Genomic DNA, 24,864 nt, shown 5'->3' with positions numbered 1-24,864 from the left:
GCCCGCATAATGGATGGGACGACGGGTGGAAGGGGACGTCTCGTGCCATCGGCTCCGCCGGGGGGCGAGGCGGCTCACGGCCCGTTCTGGTCCGAGCCCGGAACGCTGCTGGAGCACGTGCCGGTGGCCGTCTTCGGTGTCGATGACGGCGACCGCGTCTGTTACTGGGGGCCCGGCGCACGGGACCTCTTCGGTTACGCCTCCACCGCCGTTCTGGCCGGGCCCGGCGCCGTTCTCTTCGCCGACGGGCTCCAGGGCTCCTCCGCGTCGTGTGCCCGGCTGACGGAGCGGGGCCGGACCCTCGGCTACTGGAGGGGCCGGCTGACGGCACGGCATCACGACGGCACGGCCTTCGCGTGCGGATTCCGGGCCTTCTCCGTGACCGGGGCCGCAGGACGTTCGGTGGTGATGGTCCTGGCGAGCCGCAGCAATGAGCTCGACCGGGTCAAGACCAACCTCGCGTTCCTCGACGCCCTCTTCGAGACCTGCCCCATCGGTCTGGTCATGCTCGACCCGGACCTCCGGTACGTCCACCTCAACCAGGCGCTCGCCGACATGGACGGTCTTCCGATCGAGGCGCACCTCGGGCGGCGCATGGACGAGTTCATGATCATGTCCGATGGCGGCGAGTACCAGCGCATGCTCCGGGAGGTCGCGCAGGGCGGAGCGCCGGTCGTGGGGACGCTGGTGGGTCTGCGCCCGCGCGGGCATCCGGACCGTGACCAGGTGCGGTCGGTGAGCTTCTTCCCCCTGAGTCGGGCGGTCGGCTCGCGCCCCGGGGTGGGCGGGTTGATGGTGGACGTGACGGACCGGGAGCAGGCCATCCTGGAAGCCACCGCCAGCCGTCGGCGACTGGCTCTGCTGGACGGGGCCTCGACCCGCATCGGGACCACCCTGGACGTGAACATCACGGCCCAGGAGCTGGTCGACGCCTCCATGCCGGACTTCTGCGACGGCGCCGTTGTCGAAATCGTGGAGTGGATGGACGAGGACGAGGTCTTCGATCCGGCGAGATTGCTGATCACGCGCCGGATCGCCTCCGGGACGATCCTGCCCCCGCCGGCCACCGAACTCGTGAGCGGGGTGGACACCGTGCGGTATCCGCCCGGCTCCGTCATCCATGACATGCTGCGCACCGGTCGTGCGATCTCCGCGGTGGTGAACGAGGAGTTCCTGGCCCGGACCGTCCTCATCGAGTCCCGCGCACGGCTCTTCGCCGAGAGCGGGTTGGCCTGCGTCCTCGTCGCCCCGCTCATCGCCCGGGGCACCGTCCAGGGAATCGCCATGTTCGGCCGGTCCGGGGACCGGCCGGCCTTCACCCGGGACGACGTCAGCCTCGCGGGCGAGCTCGCGTCACGTGCCGCGATCTGTCTGGACAACGCCCGTCTGTACAGCCGTGTCCAGGACATCGCCCTCACGCTGCAGCGGGCCTTGCTCCCCAGCGCGTTGGGGACCAGCCCGTACGTGGACGTGGCCCACCGGTACGTGCCCGGCAGCCGGATCACCGAGGTCGGCGGCGACTGGTACGACGTGATCAACCTGCCCGACGGCCGGGTCGTGCTCGTGGTGGGCGACGTGATGGGGCACGGGGTGTCGGCCGCCGCGGCCATGGGCCGCCTGCGCATCACCACCAAGGCCCTGGCCAGGCACGACAGCGAGCCCGCCGAGCTGCTCACCGAGCTCGACGCGTGCGCCCAGGAGGCCGGCATCGAGCTGGCGACGTGCCTGTACATCGTCTACGACCCGAGGAACGGCCGCGCCCGCATCGCCAGTGCCGGCCATCCCCCGCCCCTGGTGCTCCGGCTGGACGGCACGGTGGACACCATCGACGAAGTCCTGGGAGTCCCCCTCGGCGTCGGCGGCCTCCCCTTCCGGACGACCGAGGTCGAACTCCCCGCGCACGCGACCCTCGCCCTGTACACCGACGGCCTCATCGAGGCGCGCGGCCGGGACATCGAGGCCGGTCTGGGCGCACTGCGTGCCGAACTGGGCAGAGCATCGGGGCCGTTGGAGGCGATGGCGGACCACATTCTGGCGAGCCTGCTGCCCACGCCGCCGGCCGACGACACGGTCCTGGTCCTCGCCCGCGTCCACCGCGCCCCGTAGCGGCCCCTGACGGCGCGCCGGAGCGTCCCGGATCGCCGCGTTCCTGGACTCCGTACACACCGCAGCCCGCACCACCTCTAGGACAGGGGCGGATCGAACAGGTCCAGTTCGGCCGGTGTCGGTGCCTCGAACAGGCTCCGGCACTCCCTGAGCAGCTCGCCCGTCAACACGACCGAGCCCGGTTCCCGGTTGCGCAGACCGATGCGCCGCTCCAGTTCCGCCATCGGCACGTCGAGGAAGCGCAGTTCGACCTCGACCCCGAGCGCGCGAGCGCGGAGCCGCACCTCGTCCCGTTCCGAACGCTGCCAGAACCCGTTCTCCAGGATCACCACGGCTCCGGCGAGCGCCAGGTCTTGCGCGTGCCGCCACAGGCTACGTTCGATGCGGTCCCGAGCCTCGCCGTCGAAGAGGTCGAAGCCCAGCTCCGCGAGCCACTCGTCCGGGCACAACCGCACGGCGGACAGCTCCCGCTCCAACCGCTTGGCCACCGTGGTCTTCCCGGCACCGGGAAGGCCGCACAGGAGCACCAGTCTCGGTCGCCGGTCACCCATGACCATCCACCTCTCGCCGTTCCCTCGTGGAGATCATCGCTCGTGCCGGATCGAGCAGGAAGGCCTGCCGTTGCGCCGTGCCGTGGTCCGTGGGGTTTGATGTACTTCGGTCGATCAGCGTTCTCGGTGGCGTGATCGGCTGCTGCGTGGAGCGACCAGAGTGATGAGGCTGCGATGAGTGAACTGACGAAGCCCGAGATCGAGCTTCCGGCGGGTGAGGCTCCCGAGGAGCTGACCGTCCGGGACCTCGTCGTCGGGGACGGGGCCGAAGCGAAGCCGGGCCGGGTCGTCCGGGTTCACTACGTCGGGGTCACCTTCGCGTCCGGGAGGGAGTTCGACGCCTCCTGGGACCGGGGTGAACCGTTCAAGTTCGCCGTGGGCGGCGGCAGGGTCATCAAGGGCTGGGACCGGGGAATCCGGGGGATGAAGGTCGGCGGTCGGCGCGAGATCATCGTCCCCCCGCGCCTCGGCTACGGGAAGCAGTCTCCCTCGCCGTTGATCCCGGCGGGCTCCACGCTCGTCTTCGTCGTGGACCTGCTCTCCGTGATCTGAGGAAGGCCCGCGGCACACGGGTCCGTCACCCCCTTGAGTGTGCGACGCCCCGTCAGGCCGGGGTAAACGCGCGGCGTACGCTGAGCTCCCGCCCCATGGCGCGTAAATGCGGCTCGAGGAAAGGCTGATCGTGCGCACTCCCCTCTCATGGCTTGCCGACAGGTACTCGCTCGGAGCGAGAAGCGTCAGAGTGGCCGCACTGGGTTCGGTCGTGGCAAGTATCGCGATTATCGTGACCGGCGGAATCGTCCGCGTCACCGGATCCGGTCTCGGCTGTACCGATTGGCCCATGTGTACGGGAGAAACGCTGGCCCCCACCGCGGAAATGGGGGTGCACGGCGCCATCGAATTCGGAAACCGGCTCCTGACCGGGGCGCTGTGCGCCGTGGTGGGCTGGGTCATCATTACCGCGCGCCTCCAGGAAAAGCCGATGCCCGCGGTGCTGCGCGGAGGCTGGGCGCAGTTCTGGATCGTCGTGCTCAACGCGGTCGTCGGCGGAGTGACCGTCTGGATGCGGCTGAGCCCGTACATCGTCGCCGCGCACTTCCTCGCCGCCACGCTGCTGCTCACCGCCGCGGTGTACACCTGGCACGCGGCGAACGCCGATGCCGCCACCGGTGCCGACTCCGATGTGGATGCCGATGGCGGCGCCGGAGCCGGCGCCGACTTCGCCCCGACCGTCGCGCGGGTCCGGTCGCTGTCGGTGGCCCTGGTCGCGGTGACGGCCCTGCTGGTCTTCGTGGGCACGCTCGCCACCGGCTCGGGTCCGCACGCGGGCGACTCCTCGGACGTGGCGCGGATGCCCTTCGACTGGACGGCCGTGACGGTCATCCACGGCCTGCTGGCCGGGACGGTCCTGGTGCTGGCCGGAGTCCTGCTCTCCGCCCTGCCCAAGGACGGCTTCGGCGCCGCGCGCCGCAAGGCGGTCGCCTTCCTGGCCGTGCTGCTGGGCCAGGGCCTCGTGGGGCTGGTGCAGTCGCTGACGGCCCTGCCCTCGCTCTTGGTGATGCTCCATCTGCTGGGTTCGGCGCTCGTGTGGACCGGAGTGCTCCAGGTGCACTTCACGGTCAAGAGGGCCTGTTCCGGCCGTTCGAATCCGCTCAGCGGTGCACCGCTGCCGCGCGCGCGGGGTGCCGCGACGCACGCCTGACCCTCCGGGAGACCGATACGCACGCCACGCGCCTTCGGCAATCTGATCGCCGTGCGCAAATTCAGTCCGGGCGGGGCCTGGAGCCGTTCCTCAGGACTCGGAGAGGCGTACGGCCAGGGCCGCGATGTCGTCGTCGAGGCGTCCCCTGCTGTAGCGGAGCAGATCGCGGTGCAGGGCCGTGAGCAGGTCGCGGGGCGGCGCCGGGGGCTGTCGGCGCATCCACTCCGTCAGCGGGAAGAACTCGCCGTCGCGGGCGCGGGCCTCGGCGATCCCGTCGGTGTACAGGAGCAGCACGTCGCCGGGGGCGAAGCCGAAGGTGTCGACGGTGTAGTCGTCTCCGATCAGCTCGGCGAGGCTGAGCAGCGGGGAGGGGGCTGCCGAGTCGAGGACACGGAGCTTGCCGCGGTTCAGGATCAGTGGCGGGGGGTGTCCGCAGTTGAGGACGTCGATGTGCGCGGCCCCGTGCGGGATCTCGACGAGGAGGGCCGTGGCGAAGCGTTCCATCGGCCCCTCGGGGGGAAAGGACGCGTTGTAGCGGGTGCTGCTGGCGTCCAGTCTGCGGGCGATGTCGACCAGGTCGGCCTCCCCGTACGCCGCCTCCCGGAAGGCGTTGACGATCGCCGCGGCCGCCCCCACGGCCGGGAGTCCCTTGCCCCGCACGTCACCGATGAGCAGCCTGACCCCGAACGGGGTGTCGACGGCCTCGTAGAAGTCCCCGCCGATGCGGGCCTCCGCCGCGGCCGCGAGGTACAGCGACTCGATCTCGATGCCGCCGATGCGGCGGGGCATGGGGCTCAGCACCACCTGCTGCGCCGCGTCGGCCACGAGCCGCACCTGAAAGAGGGTGCGCTCCCGCTGGAGCCGGACGTGGCTTCCGTAGGCGGCGGCCACGGTCACCGCGATGATCCCCGAGGCCGTCCACCACGTCCCCAGATCGGGGAAGACGAGGCTGAGGCCGATCATCAGGAGGAGGCAGACCGTACCGAGCAGGACGGTGGGGAGCACCGGCCACATGGCGGCGGCGAGGGCCGGCGCGGCGGGCAGGAGGCGGCTGAAGGCCATTTCCGGCGGCGTGGTGTACGCGAGGCTGGCGATGACGACGGTCAGGAAGACCGGCGACAGCCGCACAAGTCTTCCCTGGCCGCGACGCGTGCGGAGCCGCGACCGTCCAGACTCGATCACATGTACCAGGGTATCCGCGTACGGGGGATACAGCGCCCCGACGGGAAGGGCGCGGGGCCCGTCCGGCCTCCGGACCCGGGGCGGTCTCAGCCGATGCTCGGGGCGCCGCGATCGGGTGCGCTCATGTCGCCCGTCGCGGGAATGCCGTCGGCGAGCCCGTACCGCAGGTGCACGGTGCCCTTCGGACCGGCGACCGGGGGCGCGAGCAGAGCGAGGTTCGTGGGCACCGCGCCGTCGTCGAACACCTTCTTCCCGACGCCGAGCACGATCGGGTGCACCCAGAGGTCGAGACGGTCGAAGAGCTTCTCGCGCAGGAGGGTCTGCACGAGGTTCAGGCTCCCCACGACCTTCACGTGCTCGTGCCGCTCGCGGATCTCGCGCACCGCTCCGGCCAGGTCCGGGCCGAGGTGCGCGGACCCGGCCCAGGAGAGGTCGGGCCTGCCGCGGGAGGCCACGTACTTCGGGACCCGGTTGAAGGTCGTGGCGATCTCGTCGTCCTCGCCGCCCTCCTGGTGGGGCCAGTAGGCGGCGAAGATGTCGTACGTCCGCCGCCCGAGCAACAGGGCGTCCGTGCCCTCGTAAGCGGCGCCGATCTGCGCCCCCGTGACCTCGTCCAGCAGGGGCGCCTGCCAGCCGCCGAACGGGAACCCCGCCGGGTCCTCGTCGGGGCCGCCGGGCGCCTGCCCCACGAAGTCGAGGGTCGCGAACAGTTCGATGTGGATGAGGCCCATGGCGTGCTCCAAGGTGAGTCGGTCGTCTCCGTCAAGGGGTAGACCTGCGGGCTGCCGCAGACTCATCGCCGCGCCGGAGCCCGCTTCGGCCGGTTCGCCTACGGGGGTGGATCCCCGCCCTCGGAGCGCTCGGCCCGGCCCCGCCTCGGCCGCCCGGCGCACGTCCGGCACGAAGCTGCTGCCTGCTCGTTCCCCGGCGCGACTCGGAGGTCCGTACGACCATGATCCACTCACACCCCAGCCCACCCGAAGGGCGCCGCCGCCCCGTCCGGAACGGTGGACGGGCGGCCACGGTGCTGGCAGCCGCGACGGCCGCCGCGCTCGCGCTGGTCCTGGCGCTGCCCGGTACGGCGCTGGCGGCTCCGGGAGACCCGGACCCCAGCTTCGCCGGCTCCGGCAAGGTCCAGACGTACTTCCCGGACGACGGCGGACCGTGGGACTACGCCGAAGGTCTGGACGTCGCCCGGCAGGGCGACGGCAAGCTGGTCGTGGCCGGCCACGTCACGGGGCCGGGCGTCCCGTTCGACATGGCGCTGATCCGGTACAACGCCGACGGCGGCGTCGACACCGGATTCGGTGGCGGCGACGGCCGGGTGACCAGCGATTTCGGAGGTGACGACCAGGCCGAGGCGGTGGCGGTACAGCCCTCCGACGGCAAGATCGTGGTCGCCGGCCGTACGGAGGTCCCGGACGAGGGTGGCGGCTGCTGCTTCTTCTCCGTCGCCCGCTACAACACCGACGGCTCGCTCGACCAGGGCTTCGGCTCGGCCGGCCTCGTGCGCGTCGACGACTTCGGCAGCGCCTCGGGGGCCGCCGACCTGGTCGTCCAGCCGGACGGCAAGATCCTCGCGGTGGGCCTCAGCGGTGGGGCGGGCTTCGCGCTGGCCCGCCTCAACCCGAACGGCAGCCCCGACCCGTCCTTCGGCGGGGACGGCACGGTGGTGGCGGGCTTCGCTCCCGCCTTCCCCGGTGACGCGGGCGGCCAGGCCACCGGCCTGGCGCTCCAGGCGGACGGCAGGTTCGTCGCGGTGGGCTACGTGGGCAGCACGGCCTTCGACTTCGGAGTGGCCCGCTACCTGTCCGACGGCAGCCTCGACACCTCCTTCAGCGGCGACGGCATGGCCACCGCGGACTTCGGCGGTACGGACTTCGGCCGGGCCGTGGCGGTCCAGTCCGACGGCGCGGTCGTCGCCGCGGGGTCGACCAACACCGGTTTCGCACTGGCCCGGTTCACTTCCGGCGGCAGCCCCGACGCCGCCTTCGGCACGGGCGGCCGGGTCACCGACGTCTGGCCCCTCAGTACGGCGGTCGCGTACGACATGACCCTCCAGCAGGACGGCAAGATCCTCGTCGGCGGCACGGCCGACGACCCGGACAGCCAGGAGGCCTCCGACTTCGCCCTCGCCCGCTACCTGCCGAGCGGCAGCCTGGACACCGGCTTCGGCGGCGGTGACGGCCGGGTGTACACCGGCATGCTGGGCGGGGAAGAGATCCGCGGACTGCTCGTGCAGCCCGACGGGAAGATCGTGGCCGCGGGGCCGGCCGGGCTGGGCGCCTTCGGCATCGCCCGCTACGAAGGCGGCGGCAGCACCCCGCCTCCGCCCCCTCCGGCGGCCGACCTGTCGGTGACCAACACCGGCACGACGACGGTGAGCATCGGCGACCAGGCCTCGTACACGGTCCGGGTCACCAACGCCTCGACGTCCACGGCGACCGCGACGGGCGTGACGCTCACCGACACCCTCTCCGGAGCCGGCGGCACCCTCCTGTCGGCCGTCCCCTCCCAGGGCACCTGCACGACGGCCACGGCGACCCGCGCGACCTGCGCCCTCGGCAGCCTCGCACCGGGCGCGAGCGCCACGGTCACGGTGACGGCCGAACCGCGTGCCACCGGCACCCTGACGAACAGCGCATCCGCCACCGCCACGCCCCAGGACCCGAACCCGGCCGACGACAGTGCCGGCGCGTCGACCTCGGTGAACAACTCCCGCGGCTGCACGATCATCGGCACCAGCGGGACGGACACCCTCAACGGCGGCTACTCCAACGACGTCATCTGCGGCCTCAGCGGCAACGACACCATCCGCTCGAGCTACGGCAACGACACCGTCCACGGCGGGCCCGGCAACGACAACATCGACGGGGGCTTCGGCGACGACACCCTCAACGGCGGCCCGGGCAACGACACCCTCACGGGCTACTACGGCAACGACCGCCTGACCACCACCGACGGCGTCGCGGCCAACGACACCGCCAACGGCGGCACGGGCACCGACACCTGCACCACCGACCCGGGCGACGCCCGCATCAGCTGCCCCTGAGCGGGTGCCCCGCGGCCCGGGAGGGGTTCGCTCCCCTCCCGGGCCGCGGCTGCCCGTGCGGTCGGCCGCGCGGACGCCCCGCCCGTGTGGCGATGAGTTCGGGCGCCGCCGCCGGTCCACCCTCCAGACCCTTGCCCCGAAGGAGCGGCACATGACCGATACGACACTGCTCGACCTCGGACCGCAGGCCCGGATCGTGGCCCGCCTCGCGGCGGGCGTTCCCGACGCCCGGCTCGCCGACCCGACGCCCTGCCCCGACTACGCGGTCGGCAACCTGCTCGGCCACCTCTGCGGCCTGGCCGTCGCGTTCCGCGACGCCGGCCGCAAGGACCTGGGCCCCACGACGGACACGGCCCCCGGCACGGCCGTGCCCACCCTCCCCGCCGACTGGCGCGGGGAACTCCCCCGCGTCCTCGGCGAGCTGGCCGAGGCCTGGACGGATCCGGCCGCCTGGACCGGCATGACCCGTGCGGGCGGCGTGGACCTGCCGGGCGAGATCGCGGGGCTGGTGGCCGTGAACGAACTGGTCATCCACGGCTGGGACCTGGCTCGGGCGACCGGCCAGGCGTACGCACCCGATCAGGCCGCGCTGGAGACCTCGTACGGCTTCCTCGTGGCCGCGGCCGAGGAGGAGGGCAGCCGCGGGGACATCTTCGGCCCCGTCGTCCCGGTACCGGACGACGCCCCGCTGCTGGACCGGGCGGTCGGGCTGAGCGGGCGGGATCCTGACCGGCCGTCCTGACGATCCTGCCCGCACGACCCGGAAGGCCTTTCGCCATGCCCCTGGACCCGTCCGTCGCAGCGCTCCTCTCGCAGGTCCCGGCGGGCCCGAGGGAGCGCATCCTCACGGCCGACCCGGCGGAACTCCGGGAACGGGAGCGGCACGCGAATGCCGCGGTGGCGCCGAGAACACCGATCGGCGTCGGATCCGTGGCGGACGAGACGGTCCCGGGCCCCGCCGGTCCCGTACCGGTGCGGGTCTACCGGCCCGCCGTCGAGGGGGCTGCCGTCGGCGGGGCCGCAGTCGACGGGGCCACCGCGACCGTCGTCTTCTTCCACGGCGGCGGCTGGATCGTGGGAGACCTCGACACCCACGACCACGTCGCCCGCCGCCTCTGCCGCGATCTCGGGTCCGTCGTGGTCGCCGTGCACTACCGGCGGCTCCCCGAGCACGCGTTCCCGGCCGCGTACGAAGACTGCCTGGCCGCGGCCCGGAGGACGGCCGGCCACATCGACCGGTACGGCGGCCGGCGCGACCGGCTGGCCCTCGCGGGCGACAGCGCGGGCGCGGCCCTCGCCGCATCGGTGGCCCTGGCCTTCCGCGACGCCGGGGAACCGCTCGCGGCCCAGCCCCTCGCCTACCCGGCGACGGACCGCACCTCGCGCGACTGACCGCGCGCGTCTCAGGTGTCGGGCTCCGCGGCCGAGATGGCCGCGAGGGTGGACCCTGGGTCGCGTTCCACCGTGAGGTCTCCCAGCGTGACGACGCCGACGAGCTCGCCGTCCTCGGATTGCACGGGCAGGCGCCGCAGCGCGTGCCGCCGCATGAGATCGGCGGCCTGGTCCACGTAGTCGTCGGGCCCTACGGTCACCGGTGCGGGGGTGCAGACCGCCTGCACCGTCGTCTCGGCGGGATCCCGGTTGTCGGCCACGGCCCGGATGACGAGGTCCCGGTCGGTCAGGATGCCGTGGAGCCGACCGTCGTCGACGACCAGGACGTCCCCGATGTCCGCGTCCCGCATCACCCTGGCGGCTTCCGCCAGGGACGTCAGCTTTTCGACGGTCACCGGATTGCCGGTCATCACCTCGTGCACTCGCCGGGTCATGGTTGCACCTCCGTACCCGGCGTCTTTCCAGCCGGCCCGGCGGCAAACCCCGGGTGCGCAGGTCGTGGGGTTACGCTCGGATGAGGCCGCGAAGGGGATGGTGCGCATGTGCCGGTGGCTCGCCTACTCGGGCTCGTCCATGCTGCTCGACGCCGTGCTCTACCGTCCGGAGCACTCGCTGATCAACCAGAGCCTGCACGCCCGTATGGGCGTCGAGACGACCAACGGCGACGGTTTCGGCATCGGCTGGTACAGCGCAACCGCCGGAAACGGGGACGGCACACCGGCCGTCTTCCGGGACATCGCCCCGGCCTGGAACAACCGCAACCTGCGCGAGCTCGCCGCGCACGTCAGCTCACACCTGTTCTTCGCACACGTGCGCGCCTCGACGGGCTCGGCCATCCAGCAGACCAACTGCCACCCCTTCCGCCACGGCCGGTGGCTGTGGATGCACAACGGGTCCATCGCGGACTTCCCCCGGCTGCAGCGGGACCTCTGCCTGGCCGTCGACCCGGCCCTCTTCCCGGCCATCGAGGGGTCCACCGACTCCGAGGTGATGTTCTACCTGGCGGTCACCTTCGGGCTCGACCAGGACGTCCCGGGCGCCGTGGCCCGGATGGCCGGGCTCGTGGAGCGCCTCGGCAAGGAGCACGGCATCGCGGAACCGCTCCAGATGACGCTGGCGATCAGCGACGGCGAGTACCTCTGGGCCTTCCGCTACTCCAGCGGGGGTGCGGCCCGCTCGCTCTTCTACAGCAGCCGAGCCGAGACCGTCCGCCACCTCCACCCCGAGGTGGAGTACCTCCGCGAGATCTCCGACGTGTCGCGCATCGTGGTCTCCGAACCCCTGGGGGACCTCCCCGGCGTCTGGAACGAGCTTCCCCAGGCCAGCTACACGGTGATCCCCTCCGCTCCGGACAGGGACTGGCTCCCCTTCGTACCGGAATTCCGCTGACGGCTGCTCCTCGTCCCGGGAGCCGCGGTGGCGGGTGCGGTGCCGTGCTGATTGGCTGGGAGGACCCACTACCGCAGGAGTACCGCATTCTCCGAAGCGAGGGATCGCTCATGATCAACGAGAGCCAGCCGAGCGAGCGGGCCCGGCAGATGCGTGACAAGGCCCAGGAACTGGAGCAGGCGTCGCAGCGCGCGACGGATCCGGCGGAGCGGCAGCGGCTCATCGAGAAGGCCCTGCACATCCGGAAGAAGAGCGAGCAGGAGAACGGCCCGGGCAGCGGAACCATGGACCCCATGTAGCACCCGCGCTCACCCGGTCCAGTGAAACCTCCCGCCTCCGACCCAGCGGACCTCCTCCGGGTCGTCGAGGTCGTGGATCGTGATGCCGGCGGCCGCCGCGGTCAGGACCACGTCCGTCATCGACCTGGCGGTGCTCGCCACCTGGCCGTCGATCTCCACGATGCGGAACGGCGGGTCGGCGGGGCACACCCCGAGCACGGTGACCCGAGCCGGGGGAAGGTAGGGGATCGCGCCTTCGGTCATGCGACATCGCCTCCCGGGTCTCATATCGCCCCTGCCCGGACACCTGGGCGGAAAACCTCCCGCGTACCGGCCGGACGGAGCCCGCCGTGCGTGCCCGCGCGCTTTCTGGGGAGACGCCTGTGGGACGGCGACGACCGTCGCCTCGCACGGAAGGCGACCGTCGCCTCACACGGAAGGGGACGCGCCATGAGCACGGAAGAGATCTGGGGCTACCACCAGGACGCCGGATATCAGAAGGGGATCGACCTCGTCGGATACAAGGTCGAGGCCACCGACGGCAGCATCGGGAAGATCGACAAGCACTCCGAGGACGTCGGAGCGTCCCACATCGTCGTCGACACCGGTGTCTGGATCTTCGGCAAGCACGTACTGCTCCCGGCCGGCACGATCAAGCGCATCGACACCGTCGAGGAGAAGGTCTACGTCGACCGGAGCAAGGAGCAGATCAAGAACGCTCCCGAGTTCGACCGGGCCAAGTACGGCGGCGGGCCCACCTACCTCGAGCAGTTCGCCCGGTACTACAACCAGCCCCACATGTGACCGGGCGCTGGCGCCCCTAGTGTCACGGTTCGGTGGCGTGTGAGGGGGTAGGCGCGCGACGTATCCGGAAGACGAGCCCGTGTGAGGAACCCGCGGGAAAGGGGTGCGCGATGGCCACGGCGGACGGCGGACGCTTCGCGGTCGAAGTACGGCCCGTCGAGGGAGCCACCGTCCTGGCGTTGGCGGGCGAGCTCGACCACAGCACCGCCGAACCCTTGCGGGCGGCTCTCGAAGCCGCCCGGGCGGGCGGCGGGCAGCGGCTGCTCCTCGATTTCAGCGGGCTGGACTTCTGCGACTCCACGGGATTGAACGTGTTGTTGCACGGCCGGCTCGCGGTCCGGGAGTCGGGTGGCAGTCTCGAACTGATCGGCCTCCACCAGCCGATCGAACGCATGTTGCACATCACGGGCGTGGCCGGACTGTTCCCGCTGCATCCCGATGTGGATGCGGCGCTGGCACGTCATCAGCGCGCGTAACGGAGGAGCACGATGAGTGAGCACCGGCCACCGGAACAGACCCGGCGTCTGGTGCTGCACGGCACCACGGACGTCGTCGGCCGCTGCCGGGATTTCACCCGCGCCGCCCTGACCGAGTGGCGGTGGCTGCCGGAGGGGGAGAACCCCCGTGAGCACGGCCTCCGGGACGAGACCGCGGATGATGCCCTGCTGCTGGTGTCCGAAGTCGTGGCCAATGCCTGCATGCACGCGGGCGGGCCGAGTTCGCTCCTCCTGCGCCGCACCGCCGGGGGGCTGCGCATCGAGGTCACCGACGCGAGCCCCGTCGCGCCGGCCGTCAGGCGCCCGTCGGACCCGGCACGGCCGGGAGGCCACGGGCTGGTCATCGTGGAACGGCTGGCCCGGAAGTGGGGCTCGGAGCCGGTGGGCGGCGGAAAGTGCGTATGGGTGGAGCTCGACGCACCGCCGTACGTCCCGGGCGGTGGACCGTGGGAGGCTGGGGCGATGAGGCTGAGATCATGAGCGCGCCGTCCGCCGCCCGCCTGGTGCTGCTGCGCCACGCCAAGTCCGCCTGGCCCGACGTCGCGGACCACGAGCGGCCGCTCGGCCCGCGCGGTCTGCGGGACGCGCCCGCGGCGGGCCGCTGGCTGCGCGACACCGGCTGCCTGCCGGCCCTGGTCATCTGTTCCACCGCCCGGCGGACCCGGGAGACCTGGGCACTGGCGGCCGCACAGCTCGGCGTCGAGGTCCCGGTGCGCTTCGACGAGCGGGTGTACGCCGCCGAGCCGGAGGAGCTGCTGGAGGTGGTGTCCGAAGTGCCGCAGGAGGTGGGGACGCTGCTGCTCGTCGGCCACAATCCGGGCCTGGAGGAGCTGGCCCTCAGCCTCGCGCGGGATGCCGTGGGCGCCGCGGAGGCCGAAGCGATCGCGCGCCTGTCGGAGAAGTTCCCGACGTCCGCGATCGCGGTGCTCGCCTGCCCCGGTTCCTGGCGGGAGCTCGCGCCGGGCTCGGCCCGGCTGACCGACTTCGCCGTCCCGCGGGGCGCCGCCCGCTGACGCACCACAGCGAGAAGGGGCCGCTCCGGATCGCTCCGGAACGGCCCCTAGGGGGTGTCCGCGAAGTCCCGCCGGCCGCCCGAAGGGCGGCCCCGCGGCGTCTGGTGCGTGCTCTCGGTGTGCCGGGCGGAAGCCCGCGTACTGGACGTCCTCGGGATTTCGCCCGGTGCGCCGAGAGCGCGTGCCAGGCGCCGCGGGGCAGGCGGGACTTCGCGGACACCCCCCAGACCGCCTCTTCCCGCCGGAGCTCCGTCAGTCGGTGGACCGGCGCCTGCCCCGTTGGCGACGGGGGTACGGCAGGAGCCGCGGTGCGCGTTTGGCGGCCACGTCTTCGACCCAGCCGAACGTCAGGACCAGCAGGCCGACCAGCGGGATCGCCACCAGCAGGGTGAACCACTGGCTGGCCAGCAGCCACTGGAAGTTCTCGTAGAAGAAGGGGACGCTCCAGAGGGGGTCGATCAGCGGGATCGCGGCCACCAGCGCCACCTGGTGCCACAGGTAGACGCTGACCGCGCGCGAGTTGAGCAGGCTGACCAGGCCGTTCCAGCGTTCCAGCACTCTGGGCCACTGCTCCCAGGAAGGACTGACGTGGAGCAGGATGGCGACGAAGCCCAAGGACCACAGGGCCTGGGCGATCGGCCAGGCTTCGATGTCCGTCGGCACGGTCGGGTCGACCGGCCGGGTCTGCAGGTACCAGAGTCCGGCCACCATGACGAGCGGCGCGATGGACGGCAGGATGTACTGCGGGATCCTCTTGAGCAGCCCTTCCTGGTGGGCCATGCCGAGGAGCCAGCAGGAGCCGAACATGGCGAAGTCGTTGGCGGTCTCCCAGACCCGGCCGTAGACGAACTCCTGGTCGGCGAAGAACGAGTTCATGACGATCAGCACCGCCAGGGGGCTGAACAGCGTCACCCACGGAAGCCGTCGCAGCGCGCGGAGCATCAGCGGTGAGAGCAGTACGTACCAGAGGTAGGCCCGGAGGTACCAGAGCGGGACGGTGATCTGCAGGGCCCAGCCGCTCTCCACGCGGCCGAACCCGGGCAGGTCTTCCGCGAACGGCGGCGTGCTGAACGGCAGGATCCAGAACGCCATCTTGGTCCACCACCAGGTGGGGTGGCCCTCGGAGTCGGGACCCCAGCCGTCGAGGAGCTGGAGGGTGATCAGGACGACGCCGAACAGCCACATCGGTGGCAGCAGCCGGCGCAGTCGGCCGCGGATCACGCCGAGGGCGGGGCGGCTGAGCGAGCGGGCCATCAGCGAGCCGGCCAGCGCGAACATCACGCCCATCGACGGGAAGACGAGGGGCAGCCAGAACCAGCCGAAGTTGTGGTAGAGCATCACGCGCACCAGGGCCAGCGCGCGCAGCAGGTCGAGGTAGCGGTCCCGGCCGCCCTTCCGGGCGGACGGCGCCTTGGACTCCGGCTGCGCATCGGGCTGCGGTTCCGGACTCGGCTCGGGCTCCCACTCCGCCTCCCAGCGCTGCCGCACGATGGCGGGAACCCTCAACTGGACGGTTTCCTGGTTGCGCCCGAGGTCGGTGTATCCGGTCACGGTCAGGCCTCCACGGGTACAGCGACCTCGCCGGTGCGCCGGAGCTTCTGCCAGCGCAGTCGACCACCGGTCATCGCCGTGATCGCGGACTGCAGCAGAACGATGTACATGAGCTGCCGGTAGACCAGCTGCTGGATCGGCAGGCTGATCAGGTACCAGGGCTTCTCGCGGTCGAGATGGAAGGCGTACCAGGACAGCACGGCCTGGAGCAGGATGAAGCCGCCCCAGCTGGTGAGCGTGATCCCGGCGTCCCCGAAGAACACGCCGTACAGCAGGAACAGGTCGACCAGCGGCGCCAGCAGCGGGGCGATCACGCCGAACAGCACGACGAGCGGCAGCCCTATGCGGCCGAAGCGCCCGGCCGGGCCGCGGGAGGTCACCGCGGCGCGGTGCTTCCACATCGCCTGCATGCTGCCGTAGCTCCAGCGGTACCGCTGGGACCAGAGCTGCTGAAGGCTGGCGGGAGCCTCGGTCCAGGCGCGGGCCTCCTCGGCGTAGACGATCCGCCAGCCGTCGCAGAGCACCGCGATGGTGATGTCGGTGTCCTCGGCGAGGGTGTCGTCGCTCATCCCGCCGACGCGCCGCAGGGCCTCCTTGCGGAAGGCGCCGACCGCGCCGGGGATGGTCTGGATGACGCCCAGCATGTCGTACATCCGGCGGTCCAGGTTGTGGCCGAGGACGTACTCGATGTGCTGCCAGGCGCCGATCAGGCTGTCGCGGTTGCCGACCTTGGCGTTGCCCGCGACCGCGCCGATCGTCGCGTCTCCGAACGGCTGGACCAGCTCGCGCACGGTGGACGGCTCGAAGACGGTGTCGCCGTCCATCATCACGATGATCTCGTGCGAGGCGGCCGCGATACCGGTGTTGAGAGCGCTGGACTTGCCGCCGTTGGCCTTGCGGATCAGCCGGACGAACGGCAGGTTCATCGCCTCGACTATGTCCGCGGTGCCGTCCGAGGAGCCGTCGTCGATGACGATGACCTCGATCGGATAGTCACTGACGGCCAGCGAGTTGAGGGTGTTGGCTATGCACTCGCGCTCGTTGTACGCCGGGACCAGGACCGTGACCGTTTCGGTGACGGGCGTTCCCCAGGCGTCCCGCCGCTTGGCGCGGCGGGCGTGCATCGGCGCGAGGATGAGCATCAGCCCGAACCGGCCGAAGTTGAGGAAGCCGACGAGGGCCAGCAGCCCGACCAGGACCGGCAGGGTGTGCACGGCGACCTGGGTGGCCCAGATGTATCCCTTGCCCGCCCACAGCTGGAATCCGGTCACCGGCACGGTGGCGCTGGAGGCGCCGAGCGCGTCGGAGATGGTGGTGAAGCGGTAGCCCTGGCCCTGGAGTTTGACGATGATCTGCTCGAGCGCCTCGATGGTCTGGGTACGGTCGCCACCCGCGTCGTGGAGCAGGATCAGCTCGCCCGCACCGGGCGTGGCCGGCATCGCCGCCTTGACGATCTCCTCGACACCGGGACGCTTCCAGTCGTCGGTGTCCCGGTCGATGAAGGCGGTGAGGTAGCCGCGCGCGCCCACGTACTTGATGACCGGGTAGTTCCAGTCGTCCATCGCCGAGGCGTCGGAGGAGTACGGCGGGCGGAACAGCGCGCTGTGGACGCCCGCGACCCCGGCCAGCGCCAGCTGCGTCTGCGCCAGTTCCCAGCTGATCCGGGTGTGGGACTGGTACACCAGGTCGGGGTGGGTGAAGGTGTGCACGCCCAGTTCGTGGCCGCCCGCGACGATCTGCCGGATCAGCTCCGGGTTGCGCGTGGTCATGGCACCGGTCACGAAGAAGTCCGCACGGACGTCGTGGCGCGCGAGCACCTCGAGGATCTTCGGAGTCCACTGCGGCGAGGGACCGTCGTCGAAGCTCAGGACCACGGTGCGGTCGGGGATGTGATAGCTCACGGGCTGCTCGTTCTTGCTGCCGCGCGCGTCGATGACCGGACCACCCTTGAGCAGGTGCTGCGGCACGGTCGTCTTGTCGACCGAGATCGCGATCCGGTCGTCGTGGAAAGCCTCGTTGGTGGCGAGGCCGCGCAGCACGAGAAGCGCGAGCAGGCACGCCAGCAGGGACAGCGGCATGAAGAAGCGCAGCGGCGGCGCGGCCAGTCGGCGCGGCCTCAGCAGGGATTGCCGGCGGCGCTGATGGCGGGACAATGACGCTCCTGGAGATGGGTGGTGCGGACGATCAGGGGTTCTTGGCCGACGGACCCGAAGGGCCCACACCGGACGGCGCGGTGGCCGTGGGGGTCTGTGGGTCGGCCATGGGCTTCGGCGCGCTCGGCGTGGGCTTCGCCGTGCGTGCGGCCGGGGGTTTCGGCGTGGCGGCCGAGGACTTCGACGGAGCGGCCGACGGCTTCGGTGTGCCGGCCGAGGGCTTCGGCGTGGCGCCCGAGGGCTTCGTCGCGGGTGTCGCGGAGGGTGTGGCCGTCCGGGGCGAGGGCGACCCCGAGGGCGCTGCCGGCCCTGCCGGCCCTGCCGGCCCCGACGGGGTGGCCGACGGCACGGGCGGGGCGGGCGACCGCGAGGGTTGTACGGGGATGCTCATCGCCGGGGCGTCCGCCTGCATGCCGATCAGGCTGCTGCCCATGGCGACCGCCAGGACCGCGCCGACCACGGAGACGGGCCAGCCGAGACCCCGCAGCAGACGGCCGCGCAGACCCGACTGGTCGACGAAGACCGGTGCGGGAGCGGGGTCGCCGAAACCCGACTCTGACATTTCAGGCTGTGCCGGACGTTCCGGGTGTGCCGGGTGTGCCGGTCCGCGTGCGGTGGAAGGAGGGGCTGATCGCACCTTGCGGGGCCTTTCAGTGCAGGGTACGTAGACCGCGGGATGGCAGGGCGAACGCTAGTGCACTGGCCGGAATCGACTTGGGCCCGATGTGCCCTTTTAACGCCATCTGCTCCGGTGTCGTAATCGGATTGGAATACCAATTGGTGGTACCAGTCGGTATATCTACACGCACGGTTGTCGGGTACTGATCACTGCGTGTCCGGCGGAACCGTTTCGCCGGGACCGCGGCGACCCGGGGTCGAGCAGGTCGCCGCGAACCTTAGGATGACCACCTCATGTGATCAGCCATTGATCCTCATGTCAGGGCGTGTCCAGGTACCGCCTCTACGCCCCAAGGAGCTCGTGTGAGTCACCCCCGCCGCACCTCTCGTCGCCGCGCGTGGACCGCGCTCACGCTGCCCGCCCTCCTGTGCGTACTGGCCGCGTGCACCAGCGGCTCCGGCGGCCCCGGCCGCGATGACGCCGCGCCCGCCAAGAGCGCTTCGCCGACCCCGTCCGGACCGCCCGGAACCCTGTTCGACGACTTCCGCTACAGCGGCCCCGACGACCCCGCGCTCAAGGCCAACGGCTGGGAGGTCCGTACCGGTGGGGGCGGCCCGGGGATCAAGGACACCTGGACTTCCGCCGGCGCCAGCTTCCCTTCCGACGCGACCGCCCAGGGCGGCAGGGCCCTTCAGCTGCAGTCCTCCACCGACGGCACCAAGCAGGGCACCAAGCAGGTCGAGATTCAGACGACCGGAACCCCCCTCTTCACGGGAACCTATGCCGCTCGGGTCTACCTGAGCGACAAGCCCGTCAGCGGTCGCAACGGCGACCACGTCGTCGAGACCTTCTTCCCCATTTCCGCCTCGGACTCCTCGCCGAACTACAGCGAACTCGACTACGAGTACCTGCCGAACGGCGGCTGGGGTTCGGTGGGTCCGCAGCTCGACACCACGAGCTGGTTCAAGGCCGATCCGCCGGACCGGGTCACCCGCGCGCTCAAGAAGCAGCGCCTCGAGGGCTGGCACATCATGATGATCACTTTCATGGACGGAAAGGCCACCTATTCGCTGGACGGCAAGGATCTGTTCACCAGCTCCGGCAAATACGTCCCGCGCGAGAAGGTGGACATGCATTTCAGCAACTGGTTCATCGACCTTCCCTTCACCGGTGGTTCGCGCACGTGGAACATGAAAGTCAACTGGTTCTACTACAAGGCCGGTGAGGCGGTTTCCCAGGCCGACGTCCAGAAAACGGTGGACGGCTTCTACAGCGCCGGAACCAGCCACATCAACACCGTTCCCAAGTCCTGACCCCGGTCCGGAGCGAGCCGGTCCGGAGCGAGCCGGTCCGGACCCCGCCGGTCCGGACCCGGCCGGGCCGCTCGGGCCGGCCCGGCTCACTCCGCCCGTAGTGGCCACCGCGATCAGCACCCCCGCCAGCGCCAACGCCCCCACCAGCACGAGGCCGTAGACGTCCACGTCCGCCGGCGGGATCGTGGTGCCGACGGCCCGGCCCGGCCGCCTGCGCCTCCGCGCCGAGCGGCTTCAACGCGGCGTTCAGGTCCTCGACATAGCGTCCGGCGTCCGAACCGGCGGCCGGACACCATCGTATGGTCGGCGCCGGGCGTGGTGATCGTCGACGACCAGGCCCTGGTCCGTACCGGTTTCCGGATGATCCTCGCCGCCGACGGCGAAGAGGCGGTCGCCGTGGTCCGGCGCATCCGGCCCGACGTGGTCCTGATGGACGTCCGGATGCCCGGCACCGACGGGCTGGAGGCCACGCGCCGCATCCTGGAACACGAGGGCCCGGCGCCCCGGATCGTCATCCTCACCACCTATGACCTCGACCGGTACGTGTACGCCGCCCTCAGCGCCCGGGGCGAGCGGATTCCTGCTGAAGGACGTCACCCCCGAGCACCTGGCGGCAGCGGTCCGGCTGGTGCGCTCCGGCGACGCCCTGCCGGCCCCGGCCATCACCCGGCGGCTGGTCGAACGCTTCGCCTCCGCCGACGACCGCGCCGCTCCCCTCCACCGGGACCTGTCCGCGCTCACCCCGCGGGTAGTGGAGTTCCTCGAAGCCCTGGCGCGCGGCCTCGGCAACGCCTAACTGGCCGGCCGCTTCCACGTCAGCGAGGCCACGGCGAAGACGCACGTCGCCCGCATCCTCGCCAAGCTCCGCCTCCGCGACCGCGCCCGGGCGGTGATCGCGGCCTACGGGACGGGGTTGGTCACCCCTCAGCCCGGGGGCGCGACCAGGCCGAACTCGTAGGCGAGGATCACGAGCTGGACCCGGTCGCGCGCGCCGAGTTTGGTGAAGAGCCGCGCGAGGTGGGCCTTGGCGGTGGCCACGCTGATGGTGAGCTCCCCGGCGATCTCCGCGTTGGACAGGCCGCGGCCGACCAGGGTCAGGACCTCGCGCTCCCGGTCCGTGATGCCGCCCGCGGCCACCCGCCGCGCTCCCGGGGAGCCGCCCGGCCGGGCACCGGGGGAGGGATCGGGCCGCGCCGCGAACTCCTCGATGAGACGGCGCGTGACGCTCGGCGCGATGAGGGCGTCCCCGGCGGCGACGACGCGGACCCCGTCGAGGATGGACTCCAGGGGCATGTCCTTGACGAGGAAGCCGCTCGCGCCGGCGCGGAGCGCGCCGTAGACGTACTCGTCGTCGTCGAAGGTGGTGAGGATCAGCACGCGGGTCGTCACCCCGGTCGACGAGGACTCCGCACCGATCCGGCGGGTGGCCTCGATCCCGTCCGTTCCGGGCATCCGGACGTCCATGATGGCGACGTCCGGCCGCAGCCGGGCCACCAGTTCCACGGCATCGGCGCCGTTGCCCGCCTCCCCGACCACCTCCAGGTCGGGGGTGTCGGCGATGAGGACGCGCAGGCCCGTACGGATCAGCGGCTGGTCGTCGACCAGCACCACCCGGATCATCGTGCCGCCTCCACCGGTATCGGCAGCACGGCCGCCACGCGGAAGCCTCCGTCCGGGAGCGGACCGGCGCTGAACTCGCCGTGCAGCAGGCCGACTCGCTCCCGCATGCCGACGATGCCGTAGCCGGAGGCCCCTGCGCTGCCCCCGCGGCCGCGGTCGAGCACGTCGACGGCCAGCTCGCCGGGGCGGTGGTCGACCGTGACGGTGCAGTCCCGGGTGCCGGAGTGCCGCACCACGTTGGTGACCGCTTCCTGGACGATGCGGAAGGCCGCCAGGTCGACGTCCGGGGGCAGTTCGCGCCGCTCCCCCAGCCTGCGGACGTCGACCCGGACACCAGCGGCCGCGCTGCGCCCGACCAGCTGGTCGAGGGCGGCGAGGCCGGGTACCGGATCCAGCGGCGCCACCTCCTCCTCGCCCTTGCGCAGGGCGCCGAGCATCCGCCGCAGGCCGGCGAGGGTCTCCCTGCCGGTGGCCTCGATGGCGTCGAGCGCCTTGCGCGTCTCGGCGGGCTGGGTGTCCATGACCCGGCTGCCCACGCCGGCCTGGATGGTGATGATGCCGATGTTGTGGGCGACCATGTCGTGCAGTTCGCGGGCGATCCGCAGCCGTTCGGCGGTGACCGCCTGTCGTGTGGCCTGGGCGCGCACCGTGTCGGCGTGCGCCCGGTTCTGACGGATCGTGTTGCCGACCAGCCAGGCGATGACGACGGTCGACGCGAGCCCGGCGGGTGCCGTGGGGTTGAAGAAGTTTCCGCGGGCCAGTTGCCAGGCCGCGTAGCCCGCGAGCGTGGCGACGCAGAGCAGGGCGGCGGGCACCGAGACCCGCCGCGGGCGGGTGGCGGCGGTGTAGCCCACGGCCGCGTCGGCCAGCAGGAACAGGACGAAGGTCGTCTCGCGCACCGCCATCCCGAGCGCGAACACGGAGCCCGCGAGCGCGACGGCCACGGCCGCCAGGGGCGCCCGGAACAGCAGCAGTGCGCCCAGGGTCGTGACGACGGCGGTGACCAGGAGCGGGGCGTCCTCGATGTTGCCGTGGTACTGGACCAGGTGGCGGAGCTCGTTCGGCCGTTGCAGCATGCGCACGAGGATGAGAGCCACCCAGAAGGCACCCACCCACGCACCCGGTGGCACGCGTCTGAGCAGGGGTGGGCGAGGGGTGGCGGTCATCGGCCGATCGTATCCGCGCCCGCCCGCCGGGGCATTGGCCCACGGGCCTAATCCCCCGGGCCACCGGCGGGCTCCGCACTGTGAACCACCGGCCGACGCGCGGTCCGTACCCGTACCGGCAGCGTGGACCCCGTGATCGAATCGACTCGGCTGACCAAGCGGTACGGCGACACCGTCGCCGTCGACGACCTGACCTTCACCGTGGAACCGGGCCTGGTGACGGGCTTCCTCGGCCCCAACGGCGCCGGCAAGTCCACCACCTTGCGGATGATCCTGGGCCTGAACGCGCCCACCTCCGGGACCGTCACCGTGGACGGGGTTCCCTTCACCCGGCGCCCGCGCGGACTGCGCCACGTCGGCGCGCTGTTGGACGCCCAGGACGTGCACGGTGGGCGGAGCGCGCGGGCCCACCTGGCCGCCCTGGCCCGCGGCAACCGCATCCCCCCGTCCCGGGTGGACGCGGTCCTGCGGGACGTCGGGCTGACCAAGGCCGCGGGCCGCCGGATCGGCGGGTTCTCCCTCGGGATGAAGCAGCGCCTCGGCATCGCGGGCGCCCTGCTCGGTGATCCGCCGGTGCTGCTGTTCGACGAGCCCCTGAACGGCCTCGATCCCGAGGGCGTGCTGTGGGTGCGCGGGCTGTTCAGGAAGCTGGCATCCGAGGGCCGCACCGTCCTGGTCTCCAGCCACATGATGGCCGAGATGGAGCACACCGCCGACCGGATCATCGTCATCGGCCGGGGCCGTCTGATCGCCGACGCGAGCCTGGCGGAGTTCTCGGCACGGCACGCCTCCCGGGGCGTGACGGTCCACACCCCCGACCCGGCGGCCCTGGAGGCCGTACTGGTCGCGGAGGGTGCGTCGGTGCAACGGGAGGGCGGCCCGGCCGTCAGCGTCACCGGCCTGACGGCCGCCCGGATCGGCGACCTCGCCCACCGGCACCGCATCGTGCTGCACGAACTGGCCGCCCACACCTCGTCCTTGGAGTCGGCGTTCATGTCCCTCACCGCCGACAGCGTCGAATACCTCGCAGGAGAACCCCGATGAGCCCACTGGCCCCGTCCGGCGCCCGGCAGTTCGAGCAGGCGGCCGAACCCGCGGCGGCCGGGTTCACCGACCTGCTCGCCGCCGAGTGGATCAAGATGCGCTCGCTCAGGTCGACTTACTGGGTGCTCGTCCTCAGCGCCGTCGTCGCGATCGCGGTCAACGTGAACGCCGTCCTCTCCGACCTGCCGTACATCGACCAGCCGCATCCCCCGCTTCCCGGCGAACCTCCCTACGTGTACGACCCGTTGTTCCACGGCCTGAGCGACATCGCCGCCGCCGTCATGGCCTTGGCCGCGGCCTCCTTCGGGGCCATCACCGTCTTCGGCGAGTACGCGACCGGAATGATCCGCACCACGTTCGCCGCCGTCCCCGCCCGGCGTGCGGTGATCACGGCCAAGGTGGTCCTGGTCGCGGCGGTCACGCTCCTGCTCGGCTCCGTCGTCGCCGCGGCCTCGTTCTTCACCGTCAACGCGATGCTGGCCTCCCGCCACGTCGGACTCTCCATCCACGACCCCGGCTGCCTACGGGCCGTCACGGCCTACGCGCTGGTCGTCCCGGTGTGCGCCCTGATCGGCATGGCGTTCGGGGCCGTCCTGCGCCACGCCACGGCCTCGATCGTCGCGGTCGTGGGCATGCTCTTCATCCTGCCCCTGCTCTTCGGCGGCGACCGGTACCGGGCCCTGAAGGAGATCGGCAACCACCTGCCGCTCGCCGCCCAGGGACGGCTGGCCCTCAACCCGGACTCCTACACCAGCCTGGGCGCCCACCCGGGCACCGTCACCGGCTCCTGGATCGCGCTCGGAGCCTGGGCGCTCGTCTCGGTGATCGTCGCCGTGACGGTCGTCCGGCACCGGGACGTCTGAGGCCGACGGTTCGGATCGCGCCGGGGTGCTAGCGGGTGGCGAGGCGTTCCAGGAGGGTGGCGCTCCGGGCCAGTACCGTCCGCTCCTCGTCGGTGAGTTCGGCCTCGATGGCCTGGGCGAGCCAGCCGGCCCTGCGGCCGCGCTCCGCCTCGAGTGCGGCCCGGCCCGCGTCCGACAGTTCGACCAGCGACTTGCGGCCGTCCGTGGGGTGCGCGCGGCGCGTGATCAGGTGCTGCTCCATGAGGAGTCCCACCGCCCGGGCCATCGACTGCGGGCGTACGCGCTGATCCGCGGCGAGGTCGCTGGTGGTCATGGCGCCGTCGCGGTCCAGCACGCCGAGCACGGCGACCTGACCCAGCGGAATGCGGTCCTCGTGTTTGACGCGCCGGGTGAGCTTGCCCATGGCGGTGCGCAGTTCTGCGGCGATGGCGGCGGCTTCCGAGGTGGGCATGAGGCACCATACCCCGCTGGTCAGCGTCGGTGCGCAGGTGACCAGTACAGCAATGCTGTTCAGCAAAACTGAACAGCATTGCTGTAGGGTTTGGCCTTGTCGGGCTCAGCGCCAGCAC

Annotated in this window: 26 protein-coding genes and 1 pseudogene; 16 read left to right on the top strand and 11 right to left on the bottom strand. The window is 71.7% G+C overall.

The window, feature by feature from the left end; genetic code table 11:
- Nucleotides 1-42: 42 nt before the first annotated feature.
- On the top strand, nt 43-2,106 hold the full coding sequence (locus ACE1OC_RS34720) for a SpoIIE family protein phosphatase (protein WP_407840303.1): 2,064 nt from the start codon (nt 43-45) through the stop codon (nt 2,104-2,106).
- A 77-nt stretch (nt 2,107-2,183) separates the two neighbouring features.
- Here ACE1OC_RS34720 and ACE1OC_RS34715 read toward each other — a convergent pair whose 3' ends face one another.
- Entirely contained in the window at nt 2,184-2,657 is a 474-nt protein-coding gene (locus ACE1OC_RS34715; protein WP_407840302.1) for an AAA family ATPase, read from the bottom strand.
- A gap of 174 nt (nt 2,658-2,831) precedes the next feature.
- Here ACE1OC_RS34715 and ACE1OC_RS34710 point away from each other — a divergent pair, with 174 nt between their 5' ends.
- Together ACE1OC_RS34710 and ACE1OC_RS34705 are read left to right on the top strand one after the other, a co-directional pair.
- The gene (locus ACE1OC_RS34710; RefSeq protein ID WP_407840301.1) at nt 2,832-3,209 is read left to right on the top strand and encodes an FKBP-type peptidyl-prolyl cis-trans isomerase; all 378 of its coding nucleotides are present in this window, start codon (nt 2,832-2,834) and stop codon (nt 3,207-3,209) included.
- Between the two features lie 106 nt (nt 3,210-3,315).
- On the top strand, nt 3,316-4,359 hold the full coding sequence (locus tag ACE1OC_RS34705; RefSeq protein WP_407840300.1) for a COX15/CtaA family protein: 1,044 nt from the start codon (nt 3,316-3,318) through the stop codon (nt 4,357-4,359).
- A gap of 90 nt (nt 4,360-4,449) precedes the next feature.
- Here the strand turns inward: ACE1OC_RS34705 and ACE1OC_RS34700 are convergent, their stop codons facing one another.
- Nucleotides 4,450-5,487 carry a PP2C family protein-serine/threonine phosphatase gene (locus ACE1OC_RS34700; RefSeq protein ID WP_407840299.1) on the bottom strand — a complete coding sequence of 346 codons (1,038 nt, stop codon included), beginning with the start codon at nt 5,485-5,487 and terminating at the stop codon, nt 4,450-4,452.
- 140 nt (nt 5,488-5,627) lie between these two features.
- Nucleotides 5,628-6,272: a dihydrofolate reductase family protein gene (locus ACE1OC_RS34695; protein WP_407840298.1), complete on the bottom strand. Its 645-nt coding sequence runs from the start codon at nt 6,270-6,272 to the stop codon at nt 5,628-5,630.
- Nucleotides 6,273-6,493: 221 nt separating this feature from the next.
- Between ACE1OC_RS34695 and ACE1OC_RS34690 the strand changes: the two genes are divergently transcribed.
- The 3 genes from ACE1OC_RS34690 to ACE1OC_RS34680 all read left to right on the top strand — a co-directional run bounded on the left by ACE1OC_RS34690 (nt 6,494) and on the right by ACE1OC_RS34680 (nt 9,985).
- Nucleotides 6,494-8,593, top strand: a complete 2,100-nt coding sequence (locus ACE1OC_RS34690; protein ID WP_407840297.1) for a calcium-binding protein — start codon at nt 6,494-6,496, stop codon at nt 8,591-8,593.
- 151 nt (nt 8,594-8,744) lie between these two features.
- A complete protein-coding gene (locus ACE1OC_RS34685; protein ID WP_407840296.1) occupies nt 8,745-9,335 on the top strand; it encodes a TIGR03086 family metal-binding protein in 591 nt (196 codons plus the stop codon).
- 35 nt (nt 9,336-9,370) lie between these two features.
- Nucleotides 9,371-9,985 carry an alpha/beta hydrolase gene (locus ACE1OC_RS34680; protein ID WP_407840295.1) on the top strand — a complete coding sequence of 205 codons (615 nt, stop codon included), beginning with the start codon at nt 9,371-9,373 and terminating at the stop codon, nt 9,983-9,985.
- 11 nt (nt 9,986-9,996) lie between these two features.
- Here the strand turns inward: ACE1OC_RS34680 and ACE1OC_RS34675 are convergent, their stop codons facing one another.
- Nucleotides 9,997-10,419, bottom strand: coding sequence for a CBS domain-containing protein (locus tag ACE1OC_RS34675; RefSeq protein ID WP_407840294.1), 423 nt, complete (start codon nt 10,417-10,419; stop codon nt 9,997-9,999).
- Between the two features lie 106 nt (nt 10,420-10,525).
- On the opposite strand from ACE1OC_RS34675, the gene ACE1OC_RS34670 reads away from it, so the two are divergent.
- Nucleotides 10,526-11,374 (top strand): class II glutamine amidotransferase, encoded by an 849-nt coding sequence (locus ACE1OC_RS34670; RefSeq protein WP_407840293.1) that lies wholly within the window; start codon nt 10,526-10,528, stop codon nt 11,372-11,374.
- Between the two features lie 110 nt (nt 11,375-11,484).
- Nucleotides 11,485-11,673, top strand: a complete 189-nt coding sequence (locus tag ACE1OC_RS34665) for a DUF6381 family protein (protein WP_407840292.1) — start codon at nt 11,485-11,487, stop codon at nt 11,671-11,673.
- 9 nt (nt 11,674-11,682) lie between these two features.
- Here ACE1OC_RS34665 and ACE1OC_RS34660 read toward each other — a convergent pair whose 3' ends face one another.
- Entirely contained in the window at nt 11,683-11,916 is a 234-nt protein-coding gene (locus ACE1OC_RS34660; protein WP_407840291.1) for a hypothetical protein, read from the bottom strand.
- A 186-nt stretch (nt 11,917-12,102) separates the two neighbouring features.
- Between ACE1OC_RS34660 and ACE1OC_RS34655 the strand changes: the two genes are divergently transcribed.
- The 4 genes from ACE1OC_RS34655 to ACE1OC_RS34640 all read left to right on the top strand — a co-directional run bounded on the left by ACE1OC_RS34655 (nt 12,103) and on the right by ACE1OC_RS34640 (nt 13,966).
- The gene (locus ACE1OC_RS34655) at nt 12,103-12,456 is read left to right on the top strand and encodes a PRC-barrel domain-containing protein (protein ID WP_407840290.1); all 354 of its coding nucleotides are present in this window, start codon (nt 12,103-12,105) and stop codon (nt 12,454-12,456) included.
- A gap of 110 nt (nt 12,457-12,566) precedes the next feature.
- Nucleotides 12,567-12,932, top strand: coding sequence for an STAS domain-containing protein (locus ACE1OC_RS34650; protein WP_407840289.1), 366 nt, complete (start codon nt 12,567-12,569; stop codon nt 12,930-12,932).
- Between the two features lie 12 nt (nt 12,933-12,944).
- On the top strand, nt 12,945-13,433 hold the full coding sequence (locus tag ACE1OC_RS34645) for an ATP-binding protein (protein WP_407840288.1): 489 nt from the start codon (nt 12,945-12,947) through the stop codon (nt 13,431-13,433).
- The gene (locus ACE1OC_RS34640) at nt 13,430-13,966 is read left to right on the top strand and encodes a SixA phosphatase family protein (RefSeq protein ID WP_407840287.1); all 537 of its coding nucleotides are present in this window, start codon (nt 13,430-13,432) and stop codon (nt 13,964-13,966) included. Before ACE1OC_RS34645 ends, ACE1OC_RS34640 begins: the two co-directional genes overlap by 4 nt.
- 252 nt (nt 13,967-14,218) lie before the next feature.
- On the opposite strand, the gene ACE1OC_RS34635 is transcribed toward ACE1OC_RS34640, so the two are convergent.
- From ACE1OC_RS34635 to ACE1OC_RS34625, 3 genes are all read right to left on the bottom strand, one after another.
- Nucleotides 14,219-15,517, bottom strand: a complete 1,299-nt coding sequence (locus ACE1OC_RS34635; protein ID WP_407840286.1) for an acyltransferase family protein — start codon at nt 15,515-15,517, stop codon at nt 14,219-14,221.
- Between the two features lie 2 nt (nt 15,518-15,519).
- Complete coding sequence (locus ACE1OC_RS34630) at nt 15,520-17,607, bottom strand: bifunctional polysaccharide deacetylase/glycosyltransferase family 2 protein (RefSeq protein ID WP_407841775.1); 2,088 nt, start codon at nt 17,605-17,607, stop codon at nt 15,520-15,522.
- Nucleotides 17,608-17,701: 94 nt separating this feature from the next.
- A complete protein-coding gene (locus ACE1OC_RS34625) occupies nt 17,702-18,232 on the bottom strand; it encodes a hypothetical protein (protein WP_407840285.1) in 531 nt (176 codons plus the stop codon).
- 419 nt (nt 18,233-18,651) lie between these two features.
- On the opposite strand from ACE1OC_RS34625, the gene ACE1OC_RS34620 reads away from it, so the two are divergent.
- Both ACE1OC_RS34620 and ACE1OC_RS34615 read left to right on the top strand, forming a co-directional pair.
- Nucleotides 18,652-19,602: a glycoside hydrolase family 16 protein gene (locus tag ACE1OC_RS34620; protein WP_407840284.1), complete on the top strand. Its 951-nt coding sequence runs from the start codon at nt 18,652-18,654 to the stop codon at nt 19,600-19,602.
- 360 nt (nt 19,603-19,962) lie between these two features.
- Nucleotides 19,963-20,560, top strand: a pseudogene (locus tag ACE1OC_RS34615) (response regulator).
- On the opposite strand, the gene ACE1OC_RS34610 reads toward ACE1OC_RS34615, so the two are convergent.
- Together ACE1OC_RS34610 and ACE1OC_RS34605 are read right to left on the bottom strand one after the other, a co-directional pair.
- On the bottom strand, nt 20,527-21,222 hold the full coding sequence (locus ACE1OC_RS34610) for a response regulator (protein WP_407840283.1): 696 nt from the start codon (nt 21,220-21,222) through the stop codon (nt 20,527-20,529). The pseudogene ACE1OC_RS34615 and the gene ACE1OC_RS34610 overlap by 34 nt on opposite strands.
- Nucleotides 21,219-22,298: a sensor histidine kinase gene (locus ACE1OC_RS34605; RefSeq protein ID WP_407840282.1), complete on the bottom strand. Its 1,080-nt coding sequence runs from the start codon at nt 22,296-22,298 to the stop codon at nt 21,219-21,221. The genes ACE1OC_RS34610 and ACE1OC_RS34605 overlap by 4 nt, the downstream gene beginning before the upstream one ends.
- 222 nt (nt 22,299-22,520) lie before the next feature.
- On the opposite strand from ACE1OC_RS34605, the gene ACE1OC_RS34600 reads away from it, so the two are divergent.
- Both ACE1OC_RS34600 and ACE1OC_RS34595 read left to right on the top strand, forming a co-directional pair.
- Entirely contained in the window at nt 22,521-23,432 is a 912-nt protein-coding gene (locus ACE1OC_RS34600) for an ABC transporter ATP-binding protein (RefSeq protein WP_407840281.1), read from the top strand.
- The gene (locus tag ACE1OC_RS34595) at nt 23,429-24,295 is read left to right on the top strand and encodes an ABC transporter permease subunit (protein ID WP_407840280.1); all 867 of its coding nucleotides are present in this window, start codon (nt 23,429-23,431) and stop codon (nt 24,293-24,295) included. Before ACE1OC_RS34600 ends, ACE1OC_RS34595 begins: the two co-directional genes overlap by 4 nt.
- A gap of 28 nt (nt 24,296-24,323) precedes the next feature.
- Here the strand turns inward: ACE1OC_RS34595 and ACE1OC_RS34590 are convergent, their stop codons facing one another.
- Nucleotides 24,324-24,746 carry a MarR family winged helix-turn-helix transcriptional regulator gene (locus tag ACE1OC_RS34590; RefSeq protein ID WP_407840279.1) on the bottom strand — a complete coding sequence of 141 codons (423 nt, stop codon included), beginning with the start codon at nt 24,744-24,746 and terminating at the stop codon, nt 24,324-24,326.
- Nucleotides 24,747-24,864: the final 118 nt, after the last annotated feature.

It is taken from the genome of Streptomyces stoeckheimensis (assembly GCF_045822005.1).
Lineage (GTDB): Bacteria > Actinomycetota > Actinomycetes > Streptomycetales > Streptomycetaceae > Streptomyces > Streptomyces stoeckheimensis.
This window is presented reverse-complemented; position numbering and strand designations above follow the sequence as displayed.

Bases quoted from the DNA above. Each gene is read 5' to 3' on its own strand.
- ACE1OC_RS34715 (WP_407840302.1), bottom strand. From the start codon at position 2,657: ATGGGTGACCGGCGACCGAGACTGGTGCTCCTGTGCGGCCTTCCCGGT.
- ACE1OC_RS34710 (WP_407840301.1), top strand. From the start codon at position 2,832: ATGAGTGAACTGACGAAGCCCGAGATCGAGCTTCCGGCGGGTGAGGCT.
- ACE1OC_RS34705 (WP_407840300.1), top strand. From the start codon at position 3,316: ATGCGGCTCGAGGAAAGGCTGATCGTGCGCACTCCCCTCTCATGGCTT.
- ACE1OC_RS34695 (WP_407840298.1), bottom strand. From the start codon at position 6,272: ATGGGCCTCATCCACATCGAACTGTTCGCGACCCTCGACTTCGTGGGG.
- ACE1OC_RS34690 (WP_407840297.1), top strand. From the start codon at position 6,494: ATGATCCACTCACACCCCAGCCCACCCGAAGGGCGCCGCCGCCCCGTC.
- ACE1OC_RS34685 (WP_407840296.1), top strand. From the start codon at position 8,745: ATGACCGATACGACACTGCTCGACCTCGGACCGCAGGCCCGGATCGTG.
- ACE1OC_RS34680 (WP_407840295.1), top strand. From the start codon at position 9,371: ATGCCCCTGGACCCGTCCGTCGCAGCGCTCCTCTCGCAGGTCCCGGCG.
- ACE1OC_RS34675 (WP_407840294.1), bottom strand. From the start codon at position 10,419: ATGACCCGGCGAGTGCACGAGGTGATGACCGGCAATCCGGTGACCGTC.
- ACE1OC_RS34670 (WP_407840293.1), top strand. From the start codon at position 10,526: ATGTGCCGGTGGCTCGCCTACTCGGGCTCGTCCATGCTGCTCGACGCC.
- ACE1OC_RS34665 (WP_407840292.1), top strand. From the start codon at position 11,485: ATGATCAACGAGAGCCAGCCGAGCGAGCGGGCCCGGCAGATGCGTGAC.
- ACE1OC_RS34660 (WP_407840291.1), bottom strand. From the start codon at position 11,916: ATGACCGAAGGCGCGATCCCCTACCTTCCCCCGGCTCGGGTCACCGTG.
- ACE1OC_RS34655 (WP_407840290.1), top strand. From the start codon at position 12,103: ATGAGCACGGAAGAGATCTGGGGCTACCACCAGGACGCCGGATATCAG.
- ACE1OC_RS34650 (WP_407840289.1), top strand. From the start codon at position 12,567: ATGGCCACGGCGGACGGCGGACGCTTCGCGGTCGAAGTACGGCCCGTC.
- ACE1OC_RS34645 (WP_407840288.1), top strand. From the start codon at position 12,945: ATGAGTGAGCACCGGCCACCGGAACAGACCCGGCGTCTGGTGCTGCAC.
- ACE1OC_RS34640 (WP_407840287.1), top strand. From the start codon at position 13,430: ATGAGCGCGCCGTCCGCCGCCCGCCTGGTGCTGCTGCGCCACGCCAAG.
- ACE1OC_RS34625 (WP_407840285.1), bottom strand. From the start codon at position 18,232: ATGTCAGAGTCGGGTTTCGGCGACCCCGCTCCCGCACCGGTCTTCGTC.
- ACE1OC_RS34610 (WP_407840283.1), bottom strand. From the start codon at position 21,222: ATGATCCGGGTGGTGCTGGTCGACGACCAGCCGCTGATCCGTACGGGC.
- ACE1OC_RS34605 (WP_407840282.1), bottom strand. From the start codon at position 22,298: ATGCTGCAACGGCCGAACGAGCTCCGCCACCTGGTCCAGTACCACGGC.
- ACE1OC_RS34595 (WP_407840280.1), top strand. From the start codon at position 23,429: ATGAGCCCACTGGCCCCGTCCGGCGCCCGGCAGTTCGAGCAGGCGGCC.
- ACE1OC_RS34590 (WP_407840279.1), bottom strand. From the start codon at position 24,746: ATGCCCACCTCGGAAGCCGCCGCCATCGCCGCAGAACTGCGCACCGCC.